This is a genomic window from Pedobacter sp. (assembly GCF_037719805.1).
GTDB lineage: Bacteria > Bacteroidota > Bacteroidia > Sphingobacteriales > Sphingobacteriaceae > Pedobacter.
In genome coordinates, this window is the sequence record NZ_JBBJLZ010000001.1 from 982,577 (window position 1) to 1,003,531 (window position 20,955).

The window sequence follows — 20,955 nt, forward strand, 5'->3', positions numbered from 1 at the left end:
ATTCGATAGCTATTTTATGCATCATCAATTTGTATTTCGACCGTTATTGACAGGGTATTGAGTAGGGGTTGGTTCAGCTATGGTCGAACCAACCCCTACTCAACCTATCTTTAACAACGAAAAAACACCGCATTTGAATATGTTAAATTAAATTATATTTGAAGTCATGCTACCGCTTCAAAACTTCAACGATTTCATCTCCCAACACAAGCTTGCTGGAATAGAACACAAAATTTTATTGGCCGTTAGCGGTGGTAGGGATTCGGTTTTAATGGTTCATCTTTTTAAAGAGGCAGGTTATAATTTTGCAATCGCTCATTGTAACTTCAATTTAAGAGGAGACGAATCCCAAAGAGATGAAAGCTTTGTTCGGTTGTTGGCAAACCTCGTTGAGGTGCCAATCCACATAAAGCATTTTGATGCGAAATCCTACGCATCCGAACAGAAGGTGTCTATACAGATGGCAGCCCGGGACTTGCGCTACGAATGGTTTGAGGAACTCCGAACAATGGAAGGTTTTGACCTGATTGCGCTGGCACAACATCAGGATGATGGCATTGAAACCGTCTTGTTAAATCTTACCAGAGGCACAGGTATTGCAGGTTTGCATGGCATATTGCCCAAAAGAGGCAATTTGATACGGCCACTGTTATTCTTGTCCAGAGCAGAGATTGATGTGATCATTGAAGAAAACGCAATCGACTTTGTGGAAGATAGTTCTAACTCAACACTAAATTATGCCCGCAATAAGATCCGCCTTCAGGTGCTCCCACTGCTGAAGGAACTTAACCCGAACCTTGAACGCACATTCGAGCAAAACATTCAACGCTTTAGGGAAACAGAAATGGTTTTACAGCAAGTGGTGGATTCCCTGACCAGAGACTTGCTAACAGAGAAAAATGGGGCTACGCATCTTTCTATTGACATTATAAAACGACTGCATCCCCAGAAACTGTTATTATTCGAGCTCCTTAAACCCTTCAATTTTACAGAAAACGTTTTGAATGATTTAATACTTGGCTTGGACAAGCAAAGTGGAATGGTTTATTATAGCAACTCACATCAGGCAATTGTTGACCGGGACGATATTATTATCATTAAGATATCCAGCAAACCGGACGAGGAAATCTGTTTTATACACCCTCATGATGAGCAGCTGAAATTCCTTGGTCAGCAAATAACAGTCTTTTACGAAGAGACTATCTACTTTGAAAAAGAACCGAATAAAGCTTTCATAGATGCGAAGAAATTAATCTATCCTCTGGTTTTGCGAACAAGACAAGACGGAGACAAGTTTATCCCTTTGGGGATGAAAACACATAAGAAGTTAAGTAATTTCTTTATCGATCAGAAGGTGCCGATAAATGAAAAAAAAGTAGCGCCTATTTTGGTTAACGGGAATGGCGAAATTATATGGATCGGGGGTCATCGTCAGGACGACAGATATAAAATTACTGGAAGCACCACAAGCATAGCGGTGTTCGAATTAATGAAAGGTTAACCTTAGGTTTCAAAATTTGACGTTTTCGCCGCAAAAAACCCTTAACTTTATTAAATAGTTACTGCCTGTAGTTGCTCAGTGCTGTAACTCATGGCGAGCTTTCACATCTAAATAAGTAAACAATAATGGGAAACAGTTACGCGTATCTGGAGAAACAATATATAGGTCGTGATTACATCAGGATATGCATCAGGCTGGTGATGGCTGCTTTCTGTTTTGCTGCCTATGTTTATGAGCGCGACCGTGACAATACTCAGGATCTCTATTTGGTAGTGGGCTTTGGCATAATTGGAGTATCAATCGCTCTGATGTTTTTAATTCAATATCAAACCATCATAGAAGATAGAAAGATTGTAATCGAAGGGTTGTGGTCGGCCAGAAAGGTGGTTATTGACCTAAACTCCATTGTTAAAGTCCGTAAAGACACTTATAGCAATTACCTATTCAATAATCCGGTGTATAATCTCCACAGAAAGGGAAGCATCCGGTTTTATTCTTCCGGAAAGGATGCGGTTGTTCTAACTGATACTGATGGTTTTGAATATTACATTGGCACTCAACGACCTAATGAGATGTACTTGGTGATACTTGCAGAAATGAAGTCAAAGCAATAATTGCAATTCTTTAACACAAAGCTCACATTAAGTATTGTACTTTGCAGCGTAAATCAAAGTAATGAAAATAGGTATTGTTTGTTACCCCACCTTTGGCGGTAGCGGAGTTGTTGCAACTGAGCTTGGAAAAGCACTTGCTGATGAAGGCCATCAGGTTCATTTTATCACGTATAGTCAGCCAGCTCGTCTCGACTTCTTTTCAGAAAACCTCTTTTATCATGAAGTTTCCGTCAGAGACTATCCACTTTTTGATTACGCGCCTTACGAATCCGCATTAGCGAGCAAACTGGTTGATGTTGTTCGATTTGAAAAGCTCGACATTTTACATGTCCACTATGCCATTCCCCATGCATCCGCAGCCTTTATGGCGAAGCAGATTTTGGAGACCTACGGGATATTTATTCCTTTTGTTACCACCTTGCATGGAACCGACATTACTCTTGTAGGTAAAGATCCTACCTATAAGCCCGTTGTTACCTTCTCGATAAATAAGTCGGACGGCGTAACTACTGTTTCGGAGAGCTTGAAAAGGGATACAGAGAATCATTTTGACATCACTAATGAAATTAAAGTTATCCCGAATTTTATAGACTTCAACAGATTTAGTTTGAAGCCAAAAGATCACTTCAAAAAGGCCATTGCGCCAAACAATGAACGGATACTGATTCACACCTCTAATTTTAGATCGGTTAAACGAACTTCGGATGTGATACTGATGTTCGAAAAGATACAAGCTGCAATTCCTTCTAAGTTGCTGATGGTAGGAGACGGGCCTGAGCGTGCTTACGATGAGCAGCTGTGCCGAAGCCTTGGTATCGGTGAACATGTTCGTTTCCTTGGAAAGCAGGATGCGATTGAGGAAATTCTTTCCGTATCCGATCTGTTTTTAATGCCGTCTGAGTCCGAAAGTTTTGGTCTGGCTGCTTTAGAAGCTATGGCTTGTAAAGTTCCTGCAATCACTTCGAATGCTGGGGGATTGCCAGAACTTAACATTGACGGATTTTGCGGATACATGAGTGAAGTAGGCGATGTGGATGACATGGCTAAAAAGGCCATTTTGATTCTCAAGGATGATGAAGTATTAAACACTTTTAAAGAGAATGCCTTTAGCAGGGCCAAGGATTTTGATTTAAAGAAGATTCTTCCTGAATACATTGCTTATTACAATGAAGTAATTGAAAAGCAACTGATCCTAAAGAAAGTATAATCCGAGAAAGCCACAGGGTTTCCGGGTAGCTAAAGCGTTCTACTTATTGTTGGATATCTTTTTTGCAGAAAAAATCAAACAGACAGGGCTGCCTACATTAATTCGTTTTCCAGAGTCGGATAAAGCGCCCGATAGTTGATTTCTTTCAAAAAGCACTACTTGATCACTATTTTGGTTGGCAACAAAGAGATACTTTCCACTTGGATCTATTGCGAAGTTTCTAGGCCCTTTGCCAAGAGTGCTGCTCCTGGAAGCAAAAGTTAATCTGCCAGTTGGGAGTATTGCAAACACATTGATAGTATTTGCATCACCGCGGTTACTTTCATACAAAAATTTCCCGTCTGCAGAAACGTGGATATCTGCTGCATCAATTCTGCCCTTGAAATCTTTTTCGACTGAAGATACTTCTTGAATCTTTTGCAGGTTGCCGTTTTTATACGAGTAAGCAGTAACAGTTCCAGTAAATTCATGTGCCAGATAGGCGAATTTCCCATTGGGACTAAAGGTAAGGTGCCTTGGTCCGGTTCCTGCTGTGGTTTTCACAACAGTTTTGACAGTCAGGACGTTACTTTTTCCACTGGGATTATAATTGTAGATGTAGATCAGGTCTTCTCCGAGGTCGGTACAGATTAAGTACTTTTTATCGGGAGTAAACTGTACCATGTGCGCATGTGCACTAGTTTGTCTAGTCGGGTCGATACTTTTACCGGTATGCTGAATTACTTGTTTTGGTTCCGATAACGATCCGTCAGCATTCTTGCCATAAACTGCAATGCTTCCGCTACTGTAGTTTGCAATGATGACATTAACGGCATCTGCTGTCACGTAACATGGGTCTGTCCCTTCGCTACCTCTTTTATTCAAAAAAGAAAGTTCACCTGAGACTGGATTGAAACTGAAAGCACTGGCAGTACTGGCCGCTCCTGATTCATTTACGGCGTAGACAAACTTTCTGTCTGGGGAAACACTTAAAAAGCTAGGATTGACAATGCCTTTTGCTACTGACCTTTCTTTCAGCTCACCATTAAGGGCATTAAAATTATAAACATAGATTCCCTCGCTCTTGCCGCTATTCGTATAGGTGCCAATTAACAAATTATAAGTTTGTGCCTGGAGTTGCGTTCCCAAAAGCATAGCGGCAAGGAAAGTGAATCGTTTCATGTTATTTAATTAAGTGTTTGATCTGGATGAGCTCATGCTCTTCTAAAAAGCGCCATTTGCCGCGTGGAAGATCCTTTTTAGTCAGATTGCCATAGACAACACGGTCTAGTTTAACCACCTCGTAGCCGAGATGTTCGAAAATTCTTCTGACAATTCTGTTTTTACCACTGTGAATCTGGATACCTACTTCTTTCTTGGTAGCGCCTGCTACGTAGGAAATGTTATCAGGTTTAATTAATCCATCTTCTAACTCTAAACCAAACTGGATTTTGTTAAAGTCTCCCTGACTTAAGCTTTTGCTTAGTTCAACGTGATAGATCTTGGTAATTCCATTTTTTGGATGGGATAATTTATCAGCAAGGTCGCCGTCATTGGTCATTAATAAAAGACCTGTCGTATTTCGATCTAATCTTCCCACTGGATAGATGCGCTCTTTGCTGGCTTTTTCTACCAAGTGCATAACTGTGCGACGTTCCTGAGGATCATCAGTGGTGGTGATGTAGTCCTTAGGTTTATTAAGTATGACATAAACACGTTTTTCACGTTTAAGCAACTCGCCATTGTAACGGATTTCATCCTTGTATGGATCAACCTTTTGCCCTAATTCTGAAACGACTTCGCCATTTACGGATACTACACCTGCAGCAATGAGCTCATCAGCCTTACGTCTAGAGCAAATTCCTGAATTCGCAATGTATCTGTTTAAACGGATTAATCCGTCGTCTTTAACAGGAGCAGCTTTCCTGTTGCGCATCGATGGAGCATTTTCTACTCTTTCTCCACGATCCTGGAACGATGGCTTTGCACCTTCTTCCTCTCTTTTTCTAAATGGTCTGCTATCTGTACTTCTGGATGTGGAGCTTTTACTCTCGTCAAACTTCCTGAAAGGCTTGTCGCCTGTTCCGAAGTTATCCTTCTTTATATAACTGCGTTTTTCTCCCGGCGGAGTATCTCTTGAACTACCTTCTTTAAATGCTCTTGGCTTGAAGTCTCTTTTCTCACCATCGCGGGGTTTAAAGTCTCTTTTCTCACCATCACGAGGCTTGAAGTCTCTTTTCTCGCCATCACGAGGTTTGAAATCTCTTTTCTCACCGTCACGAGGCTTGAAATCTCTTTTTTCGCCATCACGTGGTTTGAAGTCCTTTTTTTCGCCATCTCTCGGACTAAAATCTTTACGTTCGCCAGTTCTTGGTTTAAAATCTCTATCGCTACTGTTTCTTGGTTTAAATTCGCCGCCGGTACTTCTAGGTCTGAAGTTATCTTTTGAATCTTTATCGGCTCTTGGCTTGAAGTCTTTTCTGTCGCCTTCTCTTGGTTTGTAATCTTTCTTATCTTTTCCTTCTTTATCCTCAAACTTGCTTTTTCCCCCGTACGAACTTTCAGTTCCACTTGGTCTTCTACCAGTTGTGCTTCGGTTTCCCGGTTTGGACTTGTCATCCCGACTGTTCCTATTATTGTCTTTTATCATGATTCACTATTAACCGCATGAAATATGCGGCCACAAACTTAGGCAAAATTGCTGAATTCCACAATTTTAAGTGTTTTGAAGAGTGTCATTCCCGGGTTTAATTTGTCCTGTTTAAGACCTGGCGTTTGAGGGGGGAAGATCATAGCGGAAGGAATGTGTTTAAGATAAATTGATTGCTAAAACTGACGGTTGTAACATAAAGCGAGATCAGTAAAATGAGACCAATTTATCGCTAAAATGCTTCCTAAAGAATCTGCGTTTAAACATAAACAGACCGCGATTATGAATGAAATATTCATAATACCTTGATAATTAGATGAATATATCTTATGTTTGCAGCCGTTTAATATTGTTAACCAAAAAAAGGAGGAAAATGATAAAGAAACACGTAATACTATGTACGGTAATAATTGCATTACTGGTTATGGCAAAAGTGTTTGCTTACAACATGCCCCAAGCAACTGAAAGTCTTCCAAAAAAGGAAGTCAAAAGAACAAAAGTTACCAAGACTACCACACCACCACAAAAAGTAAAAGTGCCATCTTCCCGTATGGCCAAATTGAATTTTGCTGAAGAAACACTTCCACCTGGCGATGCTAAGGTGCAGCTTAAAATGAAGAGGGTGCTTGCTACATTCAATCACCGTAAAATTCAAACCAATCGTTTACACACAAAAGCTGCAGAATGGTTTCCAGTTATTGAACCTATCTTAGCAGCTTATGGAATTCCTGAAGATTTCAAGTATGTTCCTCTTGTAGAATCTGGCCTAAACGCTGGAGTCTCGCCTAAAGGAGCAACTGGCTTTTGGCAATTTATGCCGGGGACTGCTAGAAACTATGGACTAAAAGTGAATTCTCGAGTTGATGAGCGTAAAAATCTACGCAAGTCGACCATCGCTGCCTGTAAATATCTGAAAGAGCTCTATGGGATCTTCGATAGTTGGACTCTGGTTGCCGCCGCCTATAACGTCGGTGATAACCACATGAAAAAACAGATCAATCGACAAAATCAAGCCAATTACTTCAAAATGCGCTTAAATTCTGAGACGGGACGTTATGTGTACAAGCTAATATCTATGAAGGCGATTGTAGAAGATCCTTCACGCTATGGATTTAAGGCTCCTAAGTCGATACTGGCTTACGATAAGCAACATAGTGCAACGAGCGTAGAGTAAGAGTTTTTTTCTTATTTTACTCCCCGATGGGATTATTAAAATTACGAATAGATAAAATGATTTATGGACCAGGGGAGGCTCTGGTCCTAACTTTCGGCATTCTGAACGGTCCGATGCCGACTTATCTTGCCGGACAGTTTTTAACGCTTCAGTTTCATGTCAACAACCGGGAACTCAGGCGCTCCTATTCCTTGTGTAGTTCTCCGGCGCTGGACGAGCCGCTTTCCATAGCCATCAAGAGGGTAGAAAATGGGGAGATCTCCAGGTTATTACATCATAAGACTTCAGTAGGAGATGTACTGGAAGCCCTTGAACCAAATGGGCTTTTTATTTATGATCCTGTACCAGCACTAAAAAGAACCGTATTCTTATTTGCTGCCGGTGTTGGCATTACTCCTGTATTTTCAATCATCAAAACTGCTTTGGTGCAGGAAGTCCACAGTAAGCTTATCCTTGTATATAGTAGTAGATCTGTCGAAGAAACGTTATTTTATGCGGAGCTGAACGAGTTGGAGAAAGTATATCCAGATCGATTTAGAATAGTCTATGTTTCCAGTCATTCTAAGAATCTACTTTACGCCCGACTGAATGTATTCCTCATTGAAAAATTGATCAGTCAGTATCTTGAGTTTGATCCGCAGGACGCTCTATTTTATACCTGTGGCCCAATAGATTATATGGTAACCTGCCGTATCAAACTGCTCGAACTCGGCTATAATATTGCTCAGATTAAACGTGAAACTTTTGTCTTACCCGAAGATGAGGCAGATGAGGATGACATGACTGAAAAGGGAACTGGCGACACCAACACTTACACGGTAATCTTGAATAACAGGGGAGTGATTAACCGGATTGCTGTTCCCTATAACAGAACAATTCTTCAGGAAGCATTGTTGAACAACATCGACATCCCCTATAGTTGCCGCGCTGGCATCTGCAGTACCTGCACGGGGACCTGTACTACCGGAATGGTGAAAATGGATTATAATGAGGTGTTGGTAGCCGATGAAATTGCTGCGGGAAGAGTGCTTGTTTGCACTGGTCATCCCACTGAAAATGACACCACCATTGTGTGGTAGAAGACTTTAATAATTATCTTTGTAATATGAGTAACACTACCATTGACCTGGGTGAGCAAAAAGATGTAGAAGTGTACGGTGCCCGGGTACATAACCTTAAAAATATAGATGTTTCTTTTCCCCGTAACAAGCTGGTAGTGATAACCGGATTGAGTGGTAGTGGCAAATCTTCTCTGGCGTTTGATACGATCTATGCAGAAGGACAAAGACGTTATATGGAGACGTTTAGCGCCTATTCCCGCCAATTTATGGGAGGAATGGAACGCCCGGATGTTGATAAAGTTTCCGGACTGAGCCCGGTTATTGCAATTGAACAAAAAACAACCAGTAAAAATCCTCGTTCTACAGTAGGAACCATTACTGAAATATATGATTTCATGCGTTTGCTTTATGCCCGTACCGGGGATGCATTCTCTTACAATACCGGAGAGAAAATGGAGCGCATGAGCGAAGATCAAATCCTTGACAACATCTTTAAGAAATATAGCGACGTCCCGGTTAATATTCTGGCTCCTGTAGTCAAAGGACGTAAAGGGCACTATCGGGAACTTTTCGAGCAGATCCGCAAACAAGGATATGTGAAAGTTAGAGTTGATGGGGATATTCAAGACATCACTGCGAAAATGCAGGTTGACCGTTACAAAATTCATGATATTGAAATAGTGGTGGACCGGTTGATTATAGACCGTAAGGACATCAAGCGAATACAGGACTCCTTGCAATCAGCAATGAAGCTTGGCAAAGGAATTATAAAGATCAGCGATAAGGACAATAACGTGTCTCATTTCAGCAGGTTTTTAATGTGCCCTACTACTGGTATTTCATACGACGAGCCTCAGCCCAATAGTTTTTCTTTTAATTCGCCCTATGGCGCTTGTGAGAACTGCGACGGTTTAGGATATATACTGGTAATAGATAAAGATTCTGTTATTCCAAATACTAAACTCAGCATTATAAATGGTGGTCTGGCTCCCCTGGGTGAGTACAGAGATATTTGGGTCTTCCAGGTATTAAAAGCGCTAGCAAAAAAATATAGCTTTTCATTATCTACTCCAATTGAAAAACTTAGTCAGGATCACCTCAATATAATATTAAATGGGGCACCTGAATTGTTGAGTGTTGCAGTAGAATATAATAAGTGGAACGTTCAGAACTATCAAATCACTTTTGATGGAATTATTAAACTTCTTGAAGAGCAGCAAGAGAAAAAGGGAGAAGGTGCGGTTGATGATATGGAGGCCTTTAGAAAGCTCAAGACATGTCCGGTATGCAATGGTGCTAGATTGAAGAAAGAAAGTTTGCATTTTAAAATAGATGGGAAAAACATCTTCGAACTAGCAGACATGGATATCAGTTCTTTAAAGAATTGGTACGAAGGAATTGAAGAGCGTTTAACTGAAAGACAGAATACGATCGCTAAAGAGATCTTAAAAGAGATCAGAACTAGATTAGGCTTTCTTACTGACGTTGGGTTAAACTATCTATCGCTCGACAGAACAGCAAGAACCTTGTCCGGAGGTGAAGCTCAACGGATTCGTTTAGCTACTCAAATCGGATCGCAATTGATGAATGTCATGTACATTCTCGATGAACCAAGCATTGGTTTACATCAGCGCGATAACGAACGTCTGATTGGCGCCCTAAAAAACTTAAGAGATCTTGGAAATACAGTTCTTGTCGTAGAGCACGATAAAGAAATGATTTTAGAAGCCGATCACGTGATAGATGTTGGTCCGGCTGCCGGTGTGCATGGCGGACAGATTGTTGCTCAGGGAACTCCGGCAGAAATACTTGCTTCAGATACTTTGACTGCTGCTTATTTAAATGGTAGAAAAGAAATAGAGATTCCTAAGAAAAGGAGAAAGGGGAACGGACATAAGCTATCTATAATTAAGGCAAGCGGGCACAATTTGAAAGAGGTGTCGGTTGATTTTCCATTAGGGAAATTCATTGCAGTGACGGGGGTTTCAGGAAGTGGGAAGTCCAGCCTGATCACAGAAACGCTTTATCCTATTCTAAATCACCATTTTTTCAGGGCTAAAAAACACCCATTACCGTATGAGAAAGTGAACGGTTTGAAAGAACTTGACAAAGTAATTGAGATAGATCAGGCGCCAATCGGGCGAACTCCGAGGTCGAACCCCTCCACTTACACAGGGGTGTTCTCAGATATCAGGAATCTATATGTTCAGCTTCCGGAAGCCAAAATAAGAGGCTACAAGCCTGGGCGATTTTCATTCAATGTAAAGGGTGGTCGTTGCGAAACGTGCCAGGGCGGTGGAATGAAGGTTATTGAAATGAATTTCCTTCCTGACGTTCAGGTACCTTGTGAGGAATGTAGTGGAAAGAGATACAACAGAGAAACTTTAGAAGTAAGATACAGGAGTAAATCGATAAGTGACGTACTGGATATGAGCATTGAAGAAGCCGTTGACTTCTTTGAAAACATGCCATCTATACACAGGAAAATTAAAACGCTAAAAGACGTTGGTTTAGGGTACATTACTTTAGGCCAATCTTCTACCACATTATCCGGAGGAGAAGCACAACGTGTTAAGTTAGCGACTGAACTTTCGAAGAAAGATACCGGAAGAACATTTTACATTCTTGATGAGCCTACTACGGGGTTGCATTTTGAGGACATAAACGTGCTCTTGGGTGTACTAAATGAATTGGTTGAAAAAGGCAATACTGTACTGGTAATTGAGCATAACCTAGATGTAGTTAAGGTAGCTGACTGGGTAATTGATCTGGGTGAAGAAGGCGGTGCAGGCGGTGGAAGAATTATCTTTGAGGGAACTCCTGAAGGTCTTGTTCAAAATCCGATAAGCTTAACAGGCAAGTTTTTAAAGAAAGAAATGAATTTGTAAATTACGATAATGGCAATCTATCTGAGCGACTACCTTCCTGATACGGACGACTATAGTGTAAGGCAAGTTGTTGCCCGTGGATTAGACAAAGGAGCCGAAAGCAGGCATCCTTTTCAGTTGATTGAACCGGAGGATATAAAACGCCTTCTAAAACCCCGACTACCCTATAGCCATAAAGGCACCTATGGCCATGCCCTGATCATTGCAGGAGCAGAAGACACCATGGGAGCTGCATTACTCTCTGCTAAGGCATGTTTGCATGGAGGCGCGGGATTAACTTCTTTGAGTATGCCTTCCTCGGGTCTGACCGCGTTAAATACTCTGATGCCAGAAGTCATGTTTCTAGACCGTAATAAGCTAGAGTATGGACATGTGCTTGAGAAATACACGGCTATTGCCATAGGTCCTGGCTTAGGTTTAGATAAAGAGCAGCTTTTAAGTAGGGTGCTTGACGCAGGAAGGCCAATGGTAGTTGATGCAGATGCCTTGAATATCCTGGCGGAGCATCCTAAACTCCTTCAAAAAATTACTAGGGGCTCCGTCTTTACACCACATATGAAGGAGTTTGATACCCTTTTTGGTGCGCACAAGACATGGTGGGCGCGATTGCAAACTGCGATTACGAAGGCTAGAGAATTTGAAATTTTAATTGTGTTGAAGAATGCCAGGACTTTTATTATTGATAAAGATGGTTCTGTGCTAATCAATCCGACAGGTAATCCCGCGATGGCACAGGGGGGAATGGGCGATGCTCTAACAGGTATACTCACTGCGTTCTGTGCGCAGGGTTACGATTCAAGAACAGCAGCAATTTTAGGTGTTTACTTTCATGGGAAGTCTGGAGATGAGTTAGCAGCGAACAATAACTCGATAACGGCGTCAGAAGTAATTAGTCAGTTGTCAAAGACAATTAAACACCACCCATAGCCATCATTTGCTCCATTGTTGGGGTTGGACTACCTCCGCGTAGTTCAAGTGTGACAGCGAATGCCTGAGCAACGGCAATCTCTTTCATGTCTACGAGGACTTGAGCAGCGTTAGGATCAACATCAAATACACCAAGGTCAACTGGTTTTCCGTTTACCAATGCCCATAATTGGTATTGATGTGCTTTATCATTGATTGGCAAAACCATTTTAGTGGTGTTTACCATCACATGTTTTCTTTTCGGATTCCAGTAAACTACCATGTTGTCATTGGGATCTTTCTTTCCAGCAAGCTTTATGGTCTTCCAACTAGGGTCATCAGCTATCGCAATCACCTTGTTCAAGTCGGCGTTATTCTGTTTCATGTAGTTCACCGTTGAGCTAAACTTTTCCCGATCTGCACTTAGACTAGCTATCCTTTCTTTCGCTGTTCCCAAATCTGAATGCACTGCATAAAGCGCCGCAATACTGACAACTAAAAAGGCAACACAAGCTACTAAAGCAAGTTGCAGGCTGCGTATTTTAGATTGATACTTAGCCTGATTTTCCGCATTTAAGGGAATCACTTTAGTCTCATGTTGAGGAACAGTTTCAGTGATGCCAATCTGATCAAATATCCTCTTCTCCAAACCTACAGTAGGCTTTATTCCGTTCTCCACTGCATATCTTTCCAGGGCAATTTCTATGTCTCCAATCTCCTGCTTTACTTCAGGATAATTTGAAGCCATGGCCTGAACCTCAGTCTGCTCCTGGGCGGTAAGTTGCCCCAGAACATAAAGTTCAAGCATGCCGGACTCGATATATGCTTTTCCTTCTTCCACTTTAATTAAAATTCTTTCTTAATTCCATAATAGCCATCCTGATGCGGGTTTTAACTGTACCTAATGGTAAGTTTAATTCTTCCGCTGCCTCAACATGAGTATACCCTTTAAAGTATACCATATCCAACACAATTTTAAATTCCGGCTTAAGCGATGTAACAAGATCTTTAATACCTAAAAGATCTGCATTAAAGATAATCTCTTTCTGCGCGTCTATAAAATCTACGTTATTTTCAATGTTCTGGTTTTTATTTGAATTCTTAAAGTCTTTAGACCGTAGTTTATCAATAGATAAATTACGCGCAATATTCATCATCCAGGTGAATAAACGACCTTTCGAATTGTCGTAGCTTCCTGCAGAATTCCAAATCTTAATAAAAGTTTCCTGTAAGAGATCTTCAGCCACCTCGGTATGCTGTATTACTCTTGTAATGACTCCAAGTAGTGCACCAGAGTACATGTCATACAAGGCCTGAATAGCCAGCGTGTCCTGACTTTTCAGTTTAGTTACTAGCTCTTCTTCTGAGAGTGATATTTTTTTAGTTGCTGCCAATGAATTGCTAATATACAGAAACTACAACAAGATCATGATGTAATTGTTTTGCCTGGCAAAGAGGAGTGTAAACGATAATGAATTCCTTTTAGAAATCAAATAAATGCTTCTCAGCGTGATAAGAAGAACGAACGAGTGGTCCGCTTTCCACGTACTTCAAGCCCCTGGCTAAACCTATTTCCTTATATTTTGCAAATTGATCCGGATGGATCCAGTCAACAACGGGATGGTGATTTTTAGTTGGCTGTAAATATTGTCCCAAGGTAAGAATATGAACGCCGTTGGCGACAACATCATCTATTGCTTCTAGAAGATCATCTTCGGTTTCACCAAGGCCAAGCATAATGCCAGTTTTAGTTCTTAGTCCAAATTCTGAAATCCTTCTTAAAGCTTCCAGACTTCTATCGTATTTGGCTTGGATGCGTACTTGCTTAGTAAGACGTCTTACTGTCTCCACATTGTGAGACATGACCTCCGGACGCTCTTCCAGTACCCGGTATAGATTATCCCAAACGCCTCTGAAATCAGGAATTAACGTTTCCAAAGTAGTTCGAGGACTTTCCCTTCGGATTGCCTGCAACGTTTCCGCCCAGATAATTGAGCCACCATCTTTCAAGTCGTCCCTGTCTACTGAAGTAATGACACAGTGTTTTACTTGCATCAGTTTAACAGAATTTGCGATCCTGTTAGGTTCATCTGTGTCTACAGCTAAGGGTCGTCCAGTTGCCACTGCACAAAAAGAACAGGATCGGGTGCAGATGTTACCCAAAATCATGAAAGTTGCGGTCCCTGCTCCCCAACATTCGCCCATATTTGGACAATTGCCACTTTCGCAGATCGTATGAAGTTTATGCGTATCAACCAGGCTTCTTACCTGTGCATATTCTTTGCCTACAGGAAGCTTAACTCTAAGCCAATCTGGTTTGCGTTGTAATGGGTTCTGTGAAACAACCGGAAGTGCGATCATAGCGCAAAGTTAAGCAATAGGTTTCAATTGAAAGAAAGCGGCTGTGTTAGTCCTATGTAATGTTACTGCCTATGTTAAGCCTAAATCTTAATTAATTAATCCACTTAACATTTGACACCCCTTATTTTAGCATTCAGGAATATTAGTGCAGGTATTTTTACAACGTTAAGTTAATAACCAATATAGACATGAACGACATTTTTCGTTACAATACCATACTGGCATTAGTCCTTTGTGTGCTCATGCTTAGTAGTTGTAAAAAGGCTGCTTCATTTGAGAAAGAGACTCCCATCACAGTCGTAACTGCTGAAAGTACCATTAACACCAAGCTGGTCACGCCCGGATCTAGTTTAGAAACTAATAACGTTTATAAGTTTTTAAGAGACAATTACGGGAAAAAAATTCTTTCGGGGGTTATGACTTTAAATAGCTTTGATGAGACCAATTGGCTCAAAGAGAATACTGGTAAAGAACCTGCAATAATTGGACTTGATTTCATGCACAGTGGGAGGGGTTACAGTTGGCATGACAATGAGGCTCCTATTAAAGACGCAAAAAGCTACTGGCTAAGGAATGGAATTCCTGTCTTTGTTTGGCACTGGCGAGATCCCTCCAGAATGACCGAAGAATTTTATTCCAACAAAACGAATTTTGATATCACTAAAATTAATGACCCCTCCTCTTCAGAATATAAGGCAATGTTGGCCGACATAGATGAAGTAAGCGCAATGTTTAAAAAGTTGCAAGCGGACCATGTACCGGTTATTTGGCGGCCGCTTCACGAAGCTGCAGGCGGTTGGTTTTGGTGGGGTGCAAAAGGTGCAGCACCTTGTAAAAAGCTTTATCAAGTTATGTTCGATCGAATGGTAAATTTCCACAAATTGAATAACTTGATTTGGGTCTGGACTCGTGAGCCTAACGACGAGGCATGGTATCCTGGAGACGATGTGGTTGATATTGTTGGTCGTGATCATTACAATCAGGGAGACCATAGCTCAAGAATTTCGGAATTCAATACGTTAAAATCACTATACGGAAATAAGAAAATCATTACACTTAGTGAGTGTGGTTCTATGCCGGATGTCGAAAATTTAATTAAGGATGCCGCAGGCTGGTCATGGTTTATGCCTTGGTACGGGGACTTTACAAGAAGCAGTAGTCACAATACACTAGAACTCTGGAAGAAAGCTTTTGTTAGCAACTATGTAATTACGTTGGATGAAATGCCATCATTAAAAAACTGATATGAAAACTAGAAATTTATACATCATACTGGGACTGTTGTCTTGTAATTTGGCTGTAGCACAGAAGTTGACCCCTATAGATAAGAAAGCCACAAAAGAGACTAAAGCCCTTTTTAAAAATCTCTTTACCCTTTCTGCTAAACATACTTTATTTGGCCACCAGCATGCAACGGAATACGGACATGGATGGACAGGCGATATGGATCGTTCTGACGTAAAATCTGTAGTCGGCACCCATCCGGCAGTAATCGGGGTAGATTTTGCGGAACTCTCTGGCAGGCCAGAAGCAGATGTTTTGAAAAGCAAGCAGAAACTGATCAAGCTGATCACCGATACTTATACCAGAGGCGGAGTCACTACGGTTGCATGGCATTTTTCAAACCCGGTGTCTGCAGGCGACTTCTACTGGAAAGATTCGATATCTTTGCCAGCAGTAAAATACATTATTCCCGGAGGGGAAGCTCATGAGAAATATCTAAGAATTTTAGATGTAATAGCGGATCTCGCAAAAAGTTTAAAAGGAAAGAACGGTGAACTGATTCCTGTTATTTTCCGGCCGTACCATGAATTTGATGGAGATTGGTTCTGGTGGGGTAAATCTCACTGTACGCCGGACGAATTTAGATCTTTATGGAAGTCTACGGTAAGCTATTTACGAGACTCTGCTGGAGTTCACAACTTCATTTATGCTTTTTCTCCCGACAATACGTTTTCCACTGAAGCGGAATATTTGGAGAGGTATCCTGGAAATGAATGGGTAGATCTGGTAGGGATGGACAATTATGGGGACATGGGAAGGTATGGCAAATACAATATTGATGCGGCGATTCAAAAGCTTAAAATCGTATCTGAATATGCCCGTAAAAATAAAAAGCTTTCAGCGTTTACGGAAACTGGTTTAGAATCTATTCCAAACCCTACATGGTGGAATGATGTATTATTAAAGGTAATGAAAAGCAAGGGTATTAGAATGTCTTATGTTCTGGTTTGGAGAAATGACGCAACAAGTCCTACGCATTTTTATGCGCCATATCCGGGCCATCCAAACGTTGCGGACTTTAAAAAGTTCTATGAAGATCCTTACACGCTTTTTGAGAAAGACCTGAAGAATATTTATAAATAGATTGATATATTGAGTTGATGTTTAAAAGCATAAAGTTATTAATTATTGCATCGCTCATCATGATTGGCGCTAAGGTAAGCGCACAGTATGATCAATATCAGTTTTCTCATCTTAACATCAATAATGGCTTACCTCACAATGACGTCAATTGTTTTTACAAGGACCAGAAAGGATTCCTTTGGCTAGGAACGATGGCTGGTCTTGCCAGGTACGACGGATACAGATTTAAAGTATATAAGCACAGGAGTAAAAACAGTTCAACAATTAGCGACAGCGATGTGCGCACGATCAATGAGGGACCGGATCAGAAACTCTGGATTGAGACCAGAGCAGGACTGGACATTTACGACCCCGAGACGGAACAGTTTGATCATAATATCAAGCCTGAACTGGAAGAGTATGGCATACCAGAAAGTAGTGTCCGCATGGTTAGGAATGGCCATAAGAATACTTTTTGGTTCGTATCCATGGTTACCGGCTTATATAAATATGACGCCAGGGCCAAAAAAAGTGTGCATATTTCTCATCGTTTAAGGGTAGACAATTCTATAGGAGCGAGTCCGATAATTGATCTTTCTGAGGACAGGAGTGGTAATGCCTGGATTATCCATGCAGATGGCTTACTTGAAATGCTTTCTACTGCTACCAGGCGCGTAGATCAGCGAATTAGTCTTGCAGAAAAGTTCAATGATCGTGAAAGTGAGACTTACCGGATCTTTATTGATCGACAAGGCATAGTTTGGGTCTATGACATTTCCACCTCAACGGGAGTAGTTTCATTTGATCCTGCCACAAAAGTACTACGAGAGATCAGCAAAAGCTCTTCGTATTTGAGGTTAAACTCAGATATCGTAACAGGGATAGTGCAGGACAAAGATGATAACATTTGGATTGGGACGGATCATGGTGGAATCAATGTGATCAATAAAAGCAAGGCTACGATCAAGTACGTTCTTAACAACGAAAACGACAGCAAAAGTCTAAGCCAAAATAGCATTTCAAGCATTTATTATGACGACCAGGGCATCTTGTGGATCGGCACCTTCAGAAAAGGGGTCAATTATTATCACCACGGGATAATAAAATTCAATCTGATCAAACATTCTTCTGATCCAGGAAGCCTAATCTATAGTGATGTCAATCGAATGGTAGAAGATAAGCTGGGAAATATTTGGATTGGGACCAACGGAAAGGGACTCGTTTATTATAACAGAGCTACTGAGAAGTTTGTTTCTTATAGGCATGATCCCCAAAACCGCAATAGCCTTGCCCATGATGCAATCGTTGGAATTTATATAGATCGTTTCGAAAAGATATGGGTTGGAACCTACACAGGAGGTTTTGACGTGCTTGCTAATGGTGTCTTCAAACATTATAAAAGTATCCCAAATGATCCGGAGAGCTTAAGTGACAATAAGGTCTCCGACTTTTTAGAAGACTCTTACGGTCGGTTTTGGATCGCTACCATGGGTGGCGGCTTAAATCTTTTTGATAGGAAGACAGAAAAATTCAAACGTTACAAGCAGCATAACAGCATGATCAGCTCAGACTATGTTTTCAAAGTCCTCGAAGATTCCCATCAAAACATCTGGATTGGTACCTCTTATGGTATGAACGTCTTGAAGAAAGGGAGTGATCGCTTTACTAAAGTCGTTAATGATGTAAAAAATGAAAATAGCCTTGTTAACGACAATATAAATAGCTTTATAGAAGACAAAAGTGGCAAGCTTTGGATAGGCACCAGGGACGGACTTAGCGTTTACAATCCCAATACTAAGCGTTTTTATAACTATACCACTGATCAGGGGCTTCCTGATAACAATATCATGGATATTCAAGAAGACAATTACGGTAACTTTTGGATCAGTACTTCTAATGGCCTTTCCAAGATCAGTGTTGAGAAAAAAAATGGCTTTAGTTTAAAGTTCGAAAATTTTGATGAGAACGATGGGTTACAAGGAAAAGAATTTAACAGGATTGCGTCCGTAAAGCTCAAAACTGGTGAACTGGCGTTTGGGGGTCCTGATGGTATAAATATATTTCAGCCTGCGAATATTAAAGCATATCATCAGAATTCCAGGCTATTCATCACTGATTTCCAGCTATTCGACAAGACAGTTACTGCCAATACAACCATCGATGGTCGTACTATTCTCGAGCGCTCCATTTTTGATACCAAAGAAATTACGCTTAGTCATGATCAAAATGTTTTTGCGATAGAATTTGCGTCAGTAAATTATGTAGGGCCACACAAGGTAAAGCTCCAATATATGCTTGAAGGTTTTGATCAAACCTGGATAGTGACAGATAATGCATCTAGAAAAGCCATTTACACCAACCTGGATCCAGGAGATTATACATTCAAGGTCCGGGCAATCAGTGCTGACGATGTATCAGATATCAAGCCTGTTGTTCTTAAGATAAGGATATTAAACCCATGGTACTCCTCAACTCTAGCGAAAATACTTTATGCCATGCTTATTGGAGCTACTCTTTATTTAATACGTCATCGCGGTATACGGAAACTTAAAGCACAATTCGCTACGGAACAGGAGAAAGCCGAATCGCAGCGGCTTATTGATAGCGAACGACTGGAAGCTGTACGATTCAGAGAGTTGGATGCTATGAAAATCAAGTTCTTAACGAATGTAAGCCATGAGTTCAGGACACCATTATCTCTTATTCTTGCGCCAATTGATAAACTGAGGAAGGCACTTGACGACAATGACCTTAAGGAACAAGTGTCAATGATCCAAAAAAATGCTAAAAGGCTGCTTAATCTGGTGAATCAGTTGCTTGATTTTAGAAAAATGGAACTAAATGAAATCAAGCTTCAGAAGAGACCAGGCGACTTAGTGTCTTTTGTTAAAGATATAACCTACTCTTTTAAAGATATCGCAGAGCAAAAAAACATTCAGCTGAGTTTCAATACCACCTATGAGCGTCTGAAACTAAACTTTGACCATGATAAGATTGAAAGGATACTTTTCAATCTGCTTTCGAATAGTTTCAAGTTCACTTTTAATAATGGAAAAGTGAATGTTTCTATGGATTGTGTTATGATGGACCAGTATATGGTGGAGTTAAGAGTTAGAGACACAGGAATAGGGATTGCGAAGGAAAAACAAGACAAGATATTTGAAAGTTTTTTTCAAAATGAGATCCCAGACGCCATCATCAACCAGGGTAGCGGCATAGGTCTGGCAATTACGAAGGAATTTGTGAAGCTGCATGGCGGGGAGATTTTTCTGGAGAGTGATCAAGATCAAGGGAGCTGTTTTATTATTCTCATACCATTTGACGAGTTAAGAGAACAGACTTTCCCAAAAGAAGACTTTGTAGATGCCTTAATAGCGAATGAAAAGCCGGAGGAAAAGGAAAGTGCAGCGACGATATCTTCAAAAAAGACAACGGTTCTGTTAGTGGAAGACGATGCCGATCTGCGTTTCTACCTGAAGGACAACTTAAAAGAAGATTTCAATGTCATTGAGGCAACTAACGGGAAAGACGGGTGGCAGAAGGCGTTGTTTCACCATCCCAGTATCATTGTAAGTGACATTTCGATGCCAGAGATGACGGGCATTGAGCTCTGCAAAAAGATAAGGGCAGATTCAAGGACAACGCAGATACCAGTAATACTATTGACTGCACTCGTTGGAGAGGAACAAGAACTAACAGGGTTAGAAACTGGGGCCAATGACTACATGACAAAGCCCTTCAGCTTTGAGATTCTACACTCCAAGATTAAAAACATCCTGATTCAGCAGGAGTCTTTTAAAAAGGTTTATCAAAAGCAGGTAGCGGTTCAACCATTAAATGTAGAATCAGAAAGTCCGGATGACGACTTTATCCAACAAGTATTGCAGGAGATTGAAAAGAACATTGCCAACAGTAATTTTTCTGTTGACGTTTTAAGCGGCTTGCTTCTTGTGAGCCGGGTCACGCTTTACAAACGTATTGTGTCGCTGACAGGCAAGACGCCTTTGGAGTTTATAAAATCATATCGTTTAAAGCGGGCTGCTCAGTTATTAGAGCAGGGTAAGCTCACAGTTTCTCAGGTGTGCTTTAAGGTTGGGTTTAAAACCACCAAAAACTTTGTTAAGTCTTTTAAAGATGAATTCGATGTTTTGCCTTCAAAGTATGCTGGAAGCAAAGATATAAGCGCGTTCTAGCACGTTTAGAGGCAGGTTAACATTTGGATCCCCTTTTTTTAGCAATCGAGATTGAGGTTGTTCATACGTTTATCC

Annotated in this window: 15 protein-coding genes; 10 read left to right on the forward strand and 5 right to left on the reverse strand. The window is 40.9% G+C overall.

Going from position 1 to position 20,955, the window contains the following annotated elements; all coding sequences use genetic code 11:
* The first annotated feature begins 166 nt into the window (after window positions 1-166).
* From tilS to bshA, 3 genes are all read left to right on the forward strand, one after another.
* Window positions 167-1,501 carry a tRNA lysidine(34) synthetase TilS gene (gene tilS, locus WKF66_RS04385; RefSeq protein WP_489673188.1) on the forward strand — a complete coding sequence of 445 codons (1,335 nt, stop codon included), beginning with the start codon at window positions 167-169 and terminating at the stop codon, window positions 1,499-1,501.
* Between the two features lie 125 nt (window positions 1,502-1,626).
* Entirely contained in the window at window positions 1,627-2,115 is a 489-nt protein-coding gene (locus WKF66_RS04390; protein WP_489673189.1) for a hypothetical protein, read from the forward strand.
* A 61-nt stretch (window positions 2,116-2,176) separates the two neighbouring features.
* On the forward strand, window positions 2,177-3,322 hold the full coding sequence (bshA, locus tag WKF66_RS04395; protein ID WP_489673190.1) for an N-acetyl-alpha-D-glucosaminyl L-malate synthase BshA: 1,146 nt from the start codon (window positions 2,177-2,179) through the stop codon (window positions 3,320-3,322).
* A gap of 39 nt (window positions 3,323-3,361) precedes the next feature.
* Here the strand turns inward: bshA and WKF66_RS04400 are convergent, their stop codons facing one another.
* Complete coding sequence (locus tag WKF66_RS04400) at window positions 3,362-4,483, reverse strand: lactonase family protein (RefSeq protein ID WP_489673191.1); 1,122 nt, start codon at window positions 4,481-4,483, stop codon at window positions 3,362-3,364.
* A gap of 1 nt (window position 4,484) precedes the next feature.
* The gene (locus WKF66_RS04405; protein WP_489673192.1) at window positions 4,485-5,951 is read right to left on the reverse strand and encodes a pseudouridine synthase; all 1,467 of its coding nucleotides are present in this window, start codon (window positions 5,949-5,951) and stop codon (window positions 4,485-4,487) included.
* 373 nt (window positions 5,952-6,324) lie between these two features.
* Here WKF66_RS04405 and WKF66_RS04410 point away from each other — a divergent pair, with 373 nt between their 5' ends.
* From WKF66_RS04410 to WKF66_RS04425, 4 genes are read left to right on the forward strand one after another with little or no spacing between them, the layout of a single operon-like run.
* The gene (locus WKF66_RS04410; protein ID WP_489673193.1) at window positions 6,325-7,125 is read left to right on the forward strand and encodes a lytic transglycosylase domain-containing protein; all 801 of its coding nucleotides are present in this window, start codon (window positions 6,325-6,327) and stop codon (window positions 7,123-7,125) included.
* Between the two features lie 26 nt (window positions 7,126-7,151).
* A complete protein-coding gene (locus WKF66_RS04415; RefSeq protein WP_489673194.1) occupies window positions 7,152-8,204 on the forward strand; it encodes a 2Fe-2S iron-sulfur cluster-binding protein in 1,053 nt (350 codons plus the stop codon).
* 26 nt (window positions 8,205-8,230) lie between these two features.
* On the forward strand, window positions 8,231-11,074 hold the full coding sequence (uvrA, locus tag WKF66_RS04420; protein ID WP_489673195.1) for an excinuclease ABC subunit UvrA: 2,844 nt from the start codon (window positions 8,231-8,233) through the stop codon (window positions 11,072-11,074).
* Window positions 11,075-11,083: 9 nt separating this feature from the next.
* Window positions 11,084-12,001, forward strand: coding sequence for an NAD(P)H-hydrate dehydratase (locus WKF66_RS04425; protein ID WP_489673196.1), 918 nt, complete (start codon window positions 11,084-11,086; stop codon window positions 11,999-12,001).
* Here the strand turns inward: WKF66_RS04425 and WKF66_RS04430 are convergent.
* The 3 genes from WKF66_RS04430 to lipA all read right to left on the reverse strand — a co-directional run bounded on the left by WKF66_RS04430 (window position 11,985) and on the right by lipA (window position 14,341).
* A complete protein-coding gene (locus WKF66_RS04430; RefSeq protein WP_489673197.1) occupies window positions 11,985-12,821 on the reverse strand; it encodes an anti-sigma factor in 837 nt (278 codons plus the stop codon). The two genes, WKF66_RS04425 and WKF66_RS04430, sit on opposite strands and share 17 nt — an antisense overlap.
* A 1-nt stretch (window position 12,822) precedes the next feature.
* On the reverse strand, window positions 12,823-13,374 hold the full coding sequence (locus tag WKF66_RS04435; RefSeq protein WP_489673198.1) for an RNA polymerase sigma factor: 552 nt from the start codon (window positions 13,372-13,374) through the stop codon (window positions 12,823-12,825).
* A gap of 88 nt (window positions 13,375-13,462) precedes the next feature.
* Window positions 13,463-14,341, reverse strand: a complete 879-nt coding sequence (gene lipA / locus WKF66_RS04440) for a lipoyl synthase (RefSeq protein ID WP_489673199.1) — start codon at window positions 14,339-14,341, stop codon at window positions 13,463-13,465.
* 188 nt (window positions 14,342-14,529) lie between these two features.
* Here lipA and WKF66_RS04445 point away from each other — a divergent pair, with 188 nt between their 5' ends.
* From WKF66_RS04445 to WKF66_RS04455, 3 genes are read left to right on the forward strand one after another with little or no spacing between them, the layout of a single operon-like run.
* The gene (locus WKF66_RS04445; protein WP_489673200.1) at window positions 14,530-15,585 is read left to right on the forward strand and encodes a glycosyl hydrolase; all 1,056 of its coding nucleotides are present in this window, start codon (window positions 14,530-14,532) and stop codon (window positions 15,583-15,585) included.
* A gap of 1 nt (window position 15,586) precedes the next feature.
* Complete coding sequence (locus tag WKF66_RS04450; protein ID WP_489673201.1) at window positions 15,587-16,708, forward strand: glycoside hydrolase family 26 protein; 1,122 nt, start codon at window positions 15,587-15,589, stop codon at window positions 16,706-16,708.
* Between the two features lie 17 nt (window positions 16,709-16,725).
* The gene (locus WKF66_RS04455) at window positions 16,726-20,880 is read left to right on the forward strand and encodes a hybrid sensor histidine kinase/response regulator transcription factor (RefSeq protein ID WP_489673202.1); all 4,155 of its coding nucleotides are present in this window, start codon (window positions 16,726-16,728) and stop codon (window positions 20,878-20,880) included.
* Window positions 20,881-20,955 lie beyond the last annotated feature (75 nt).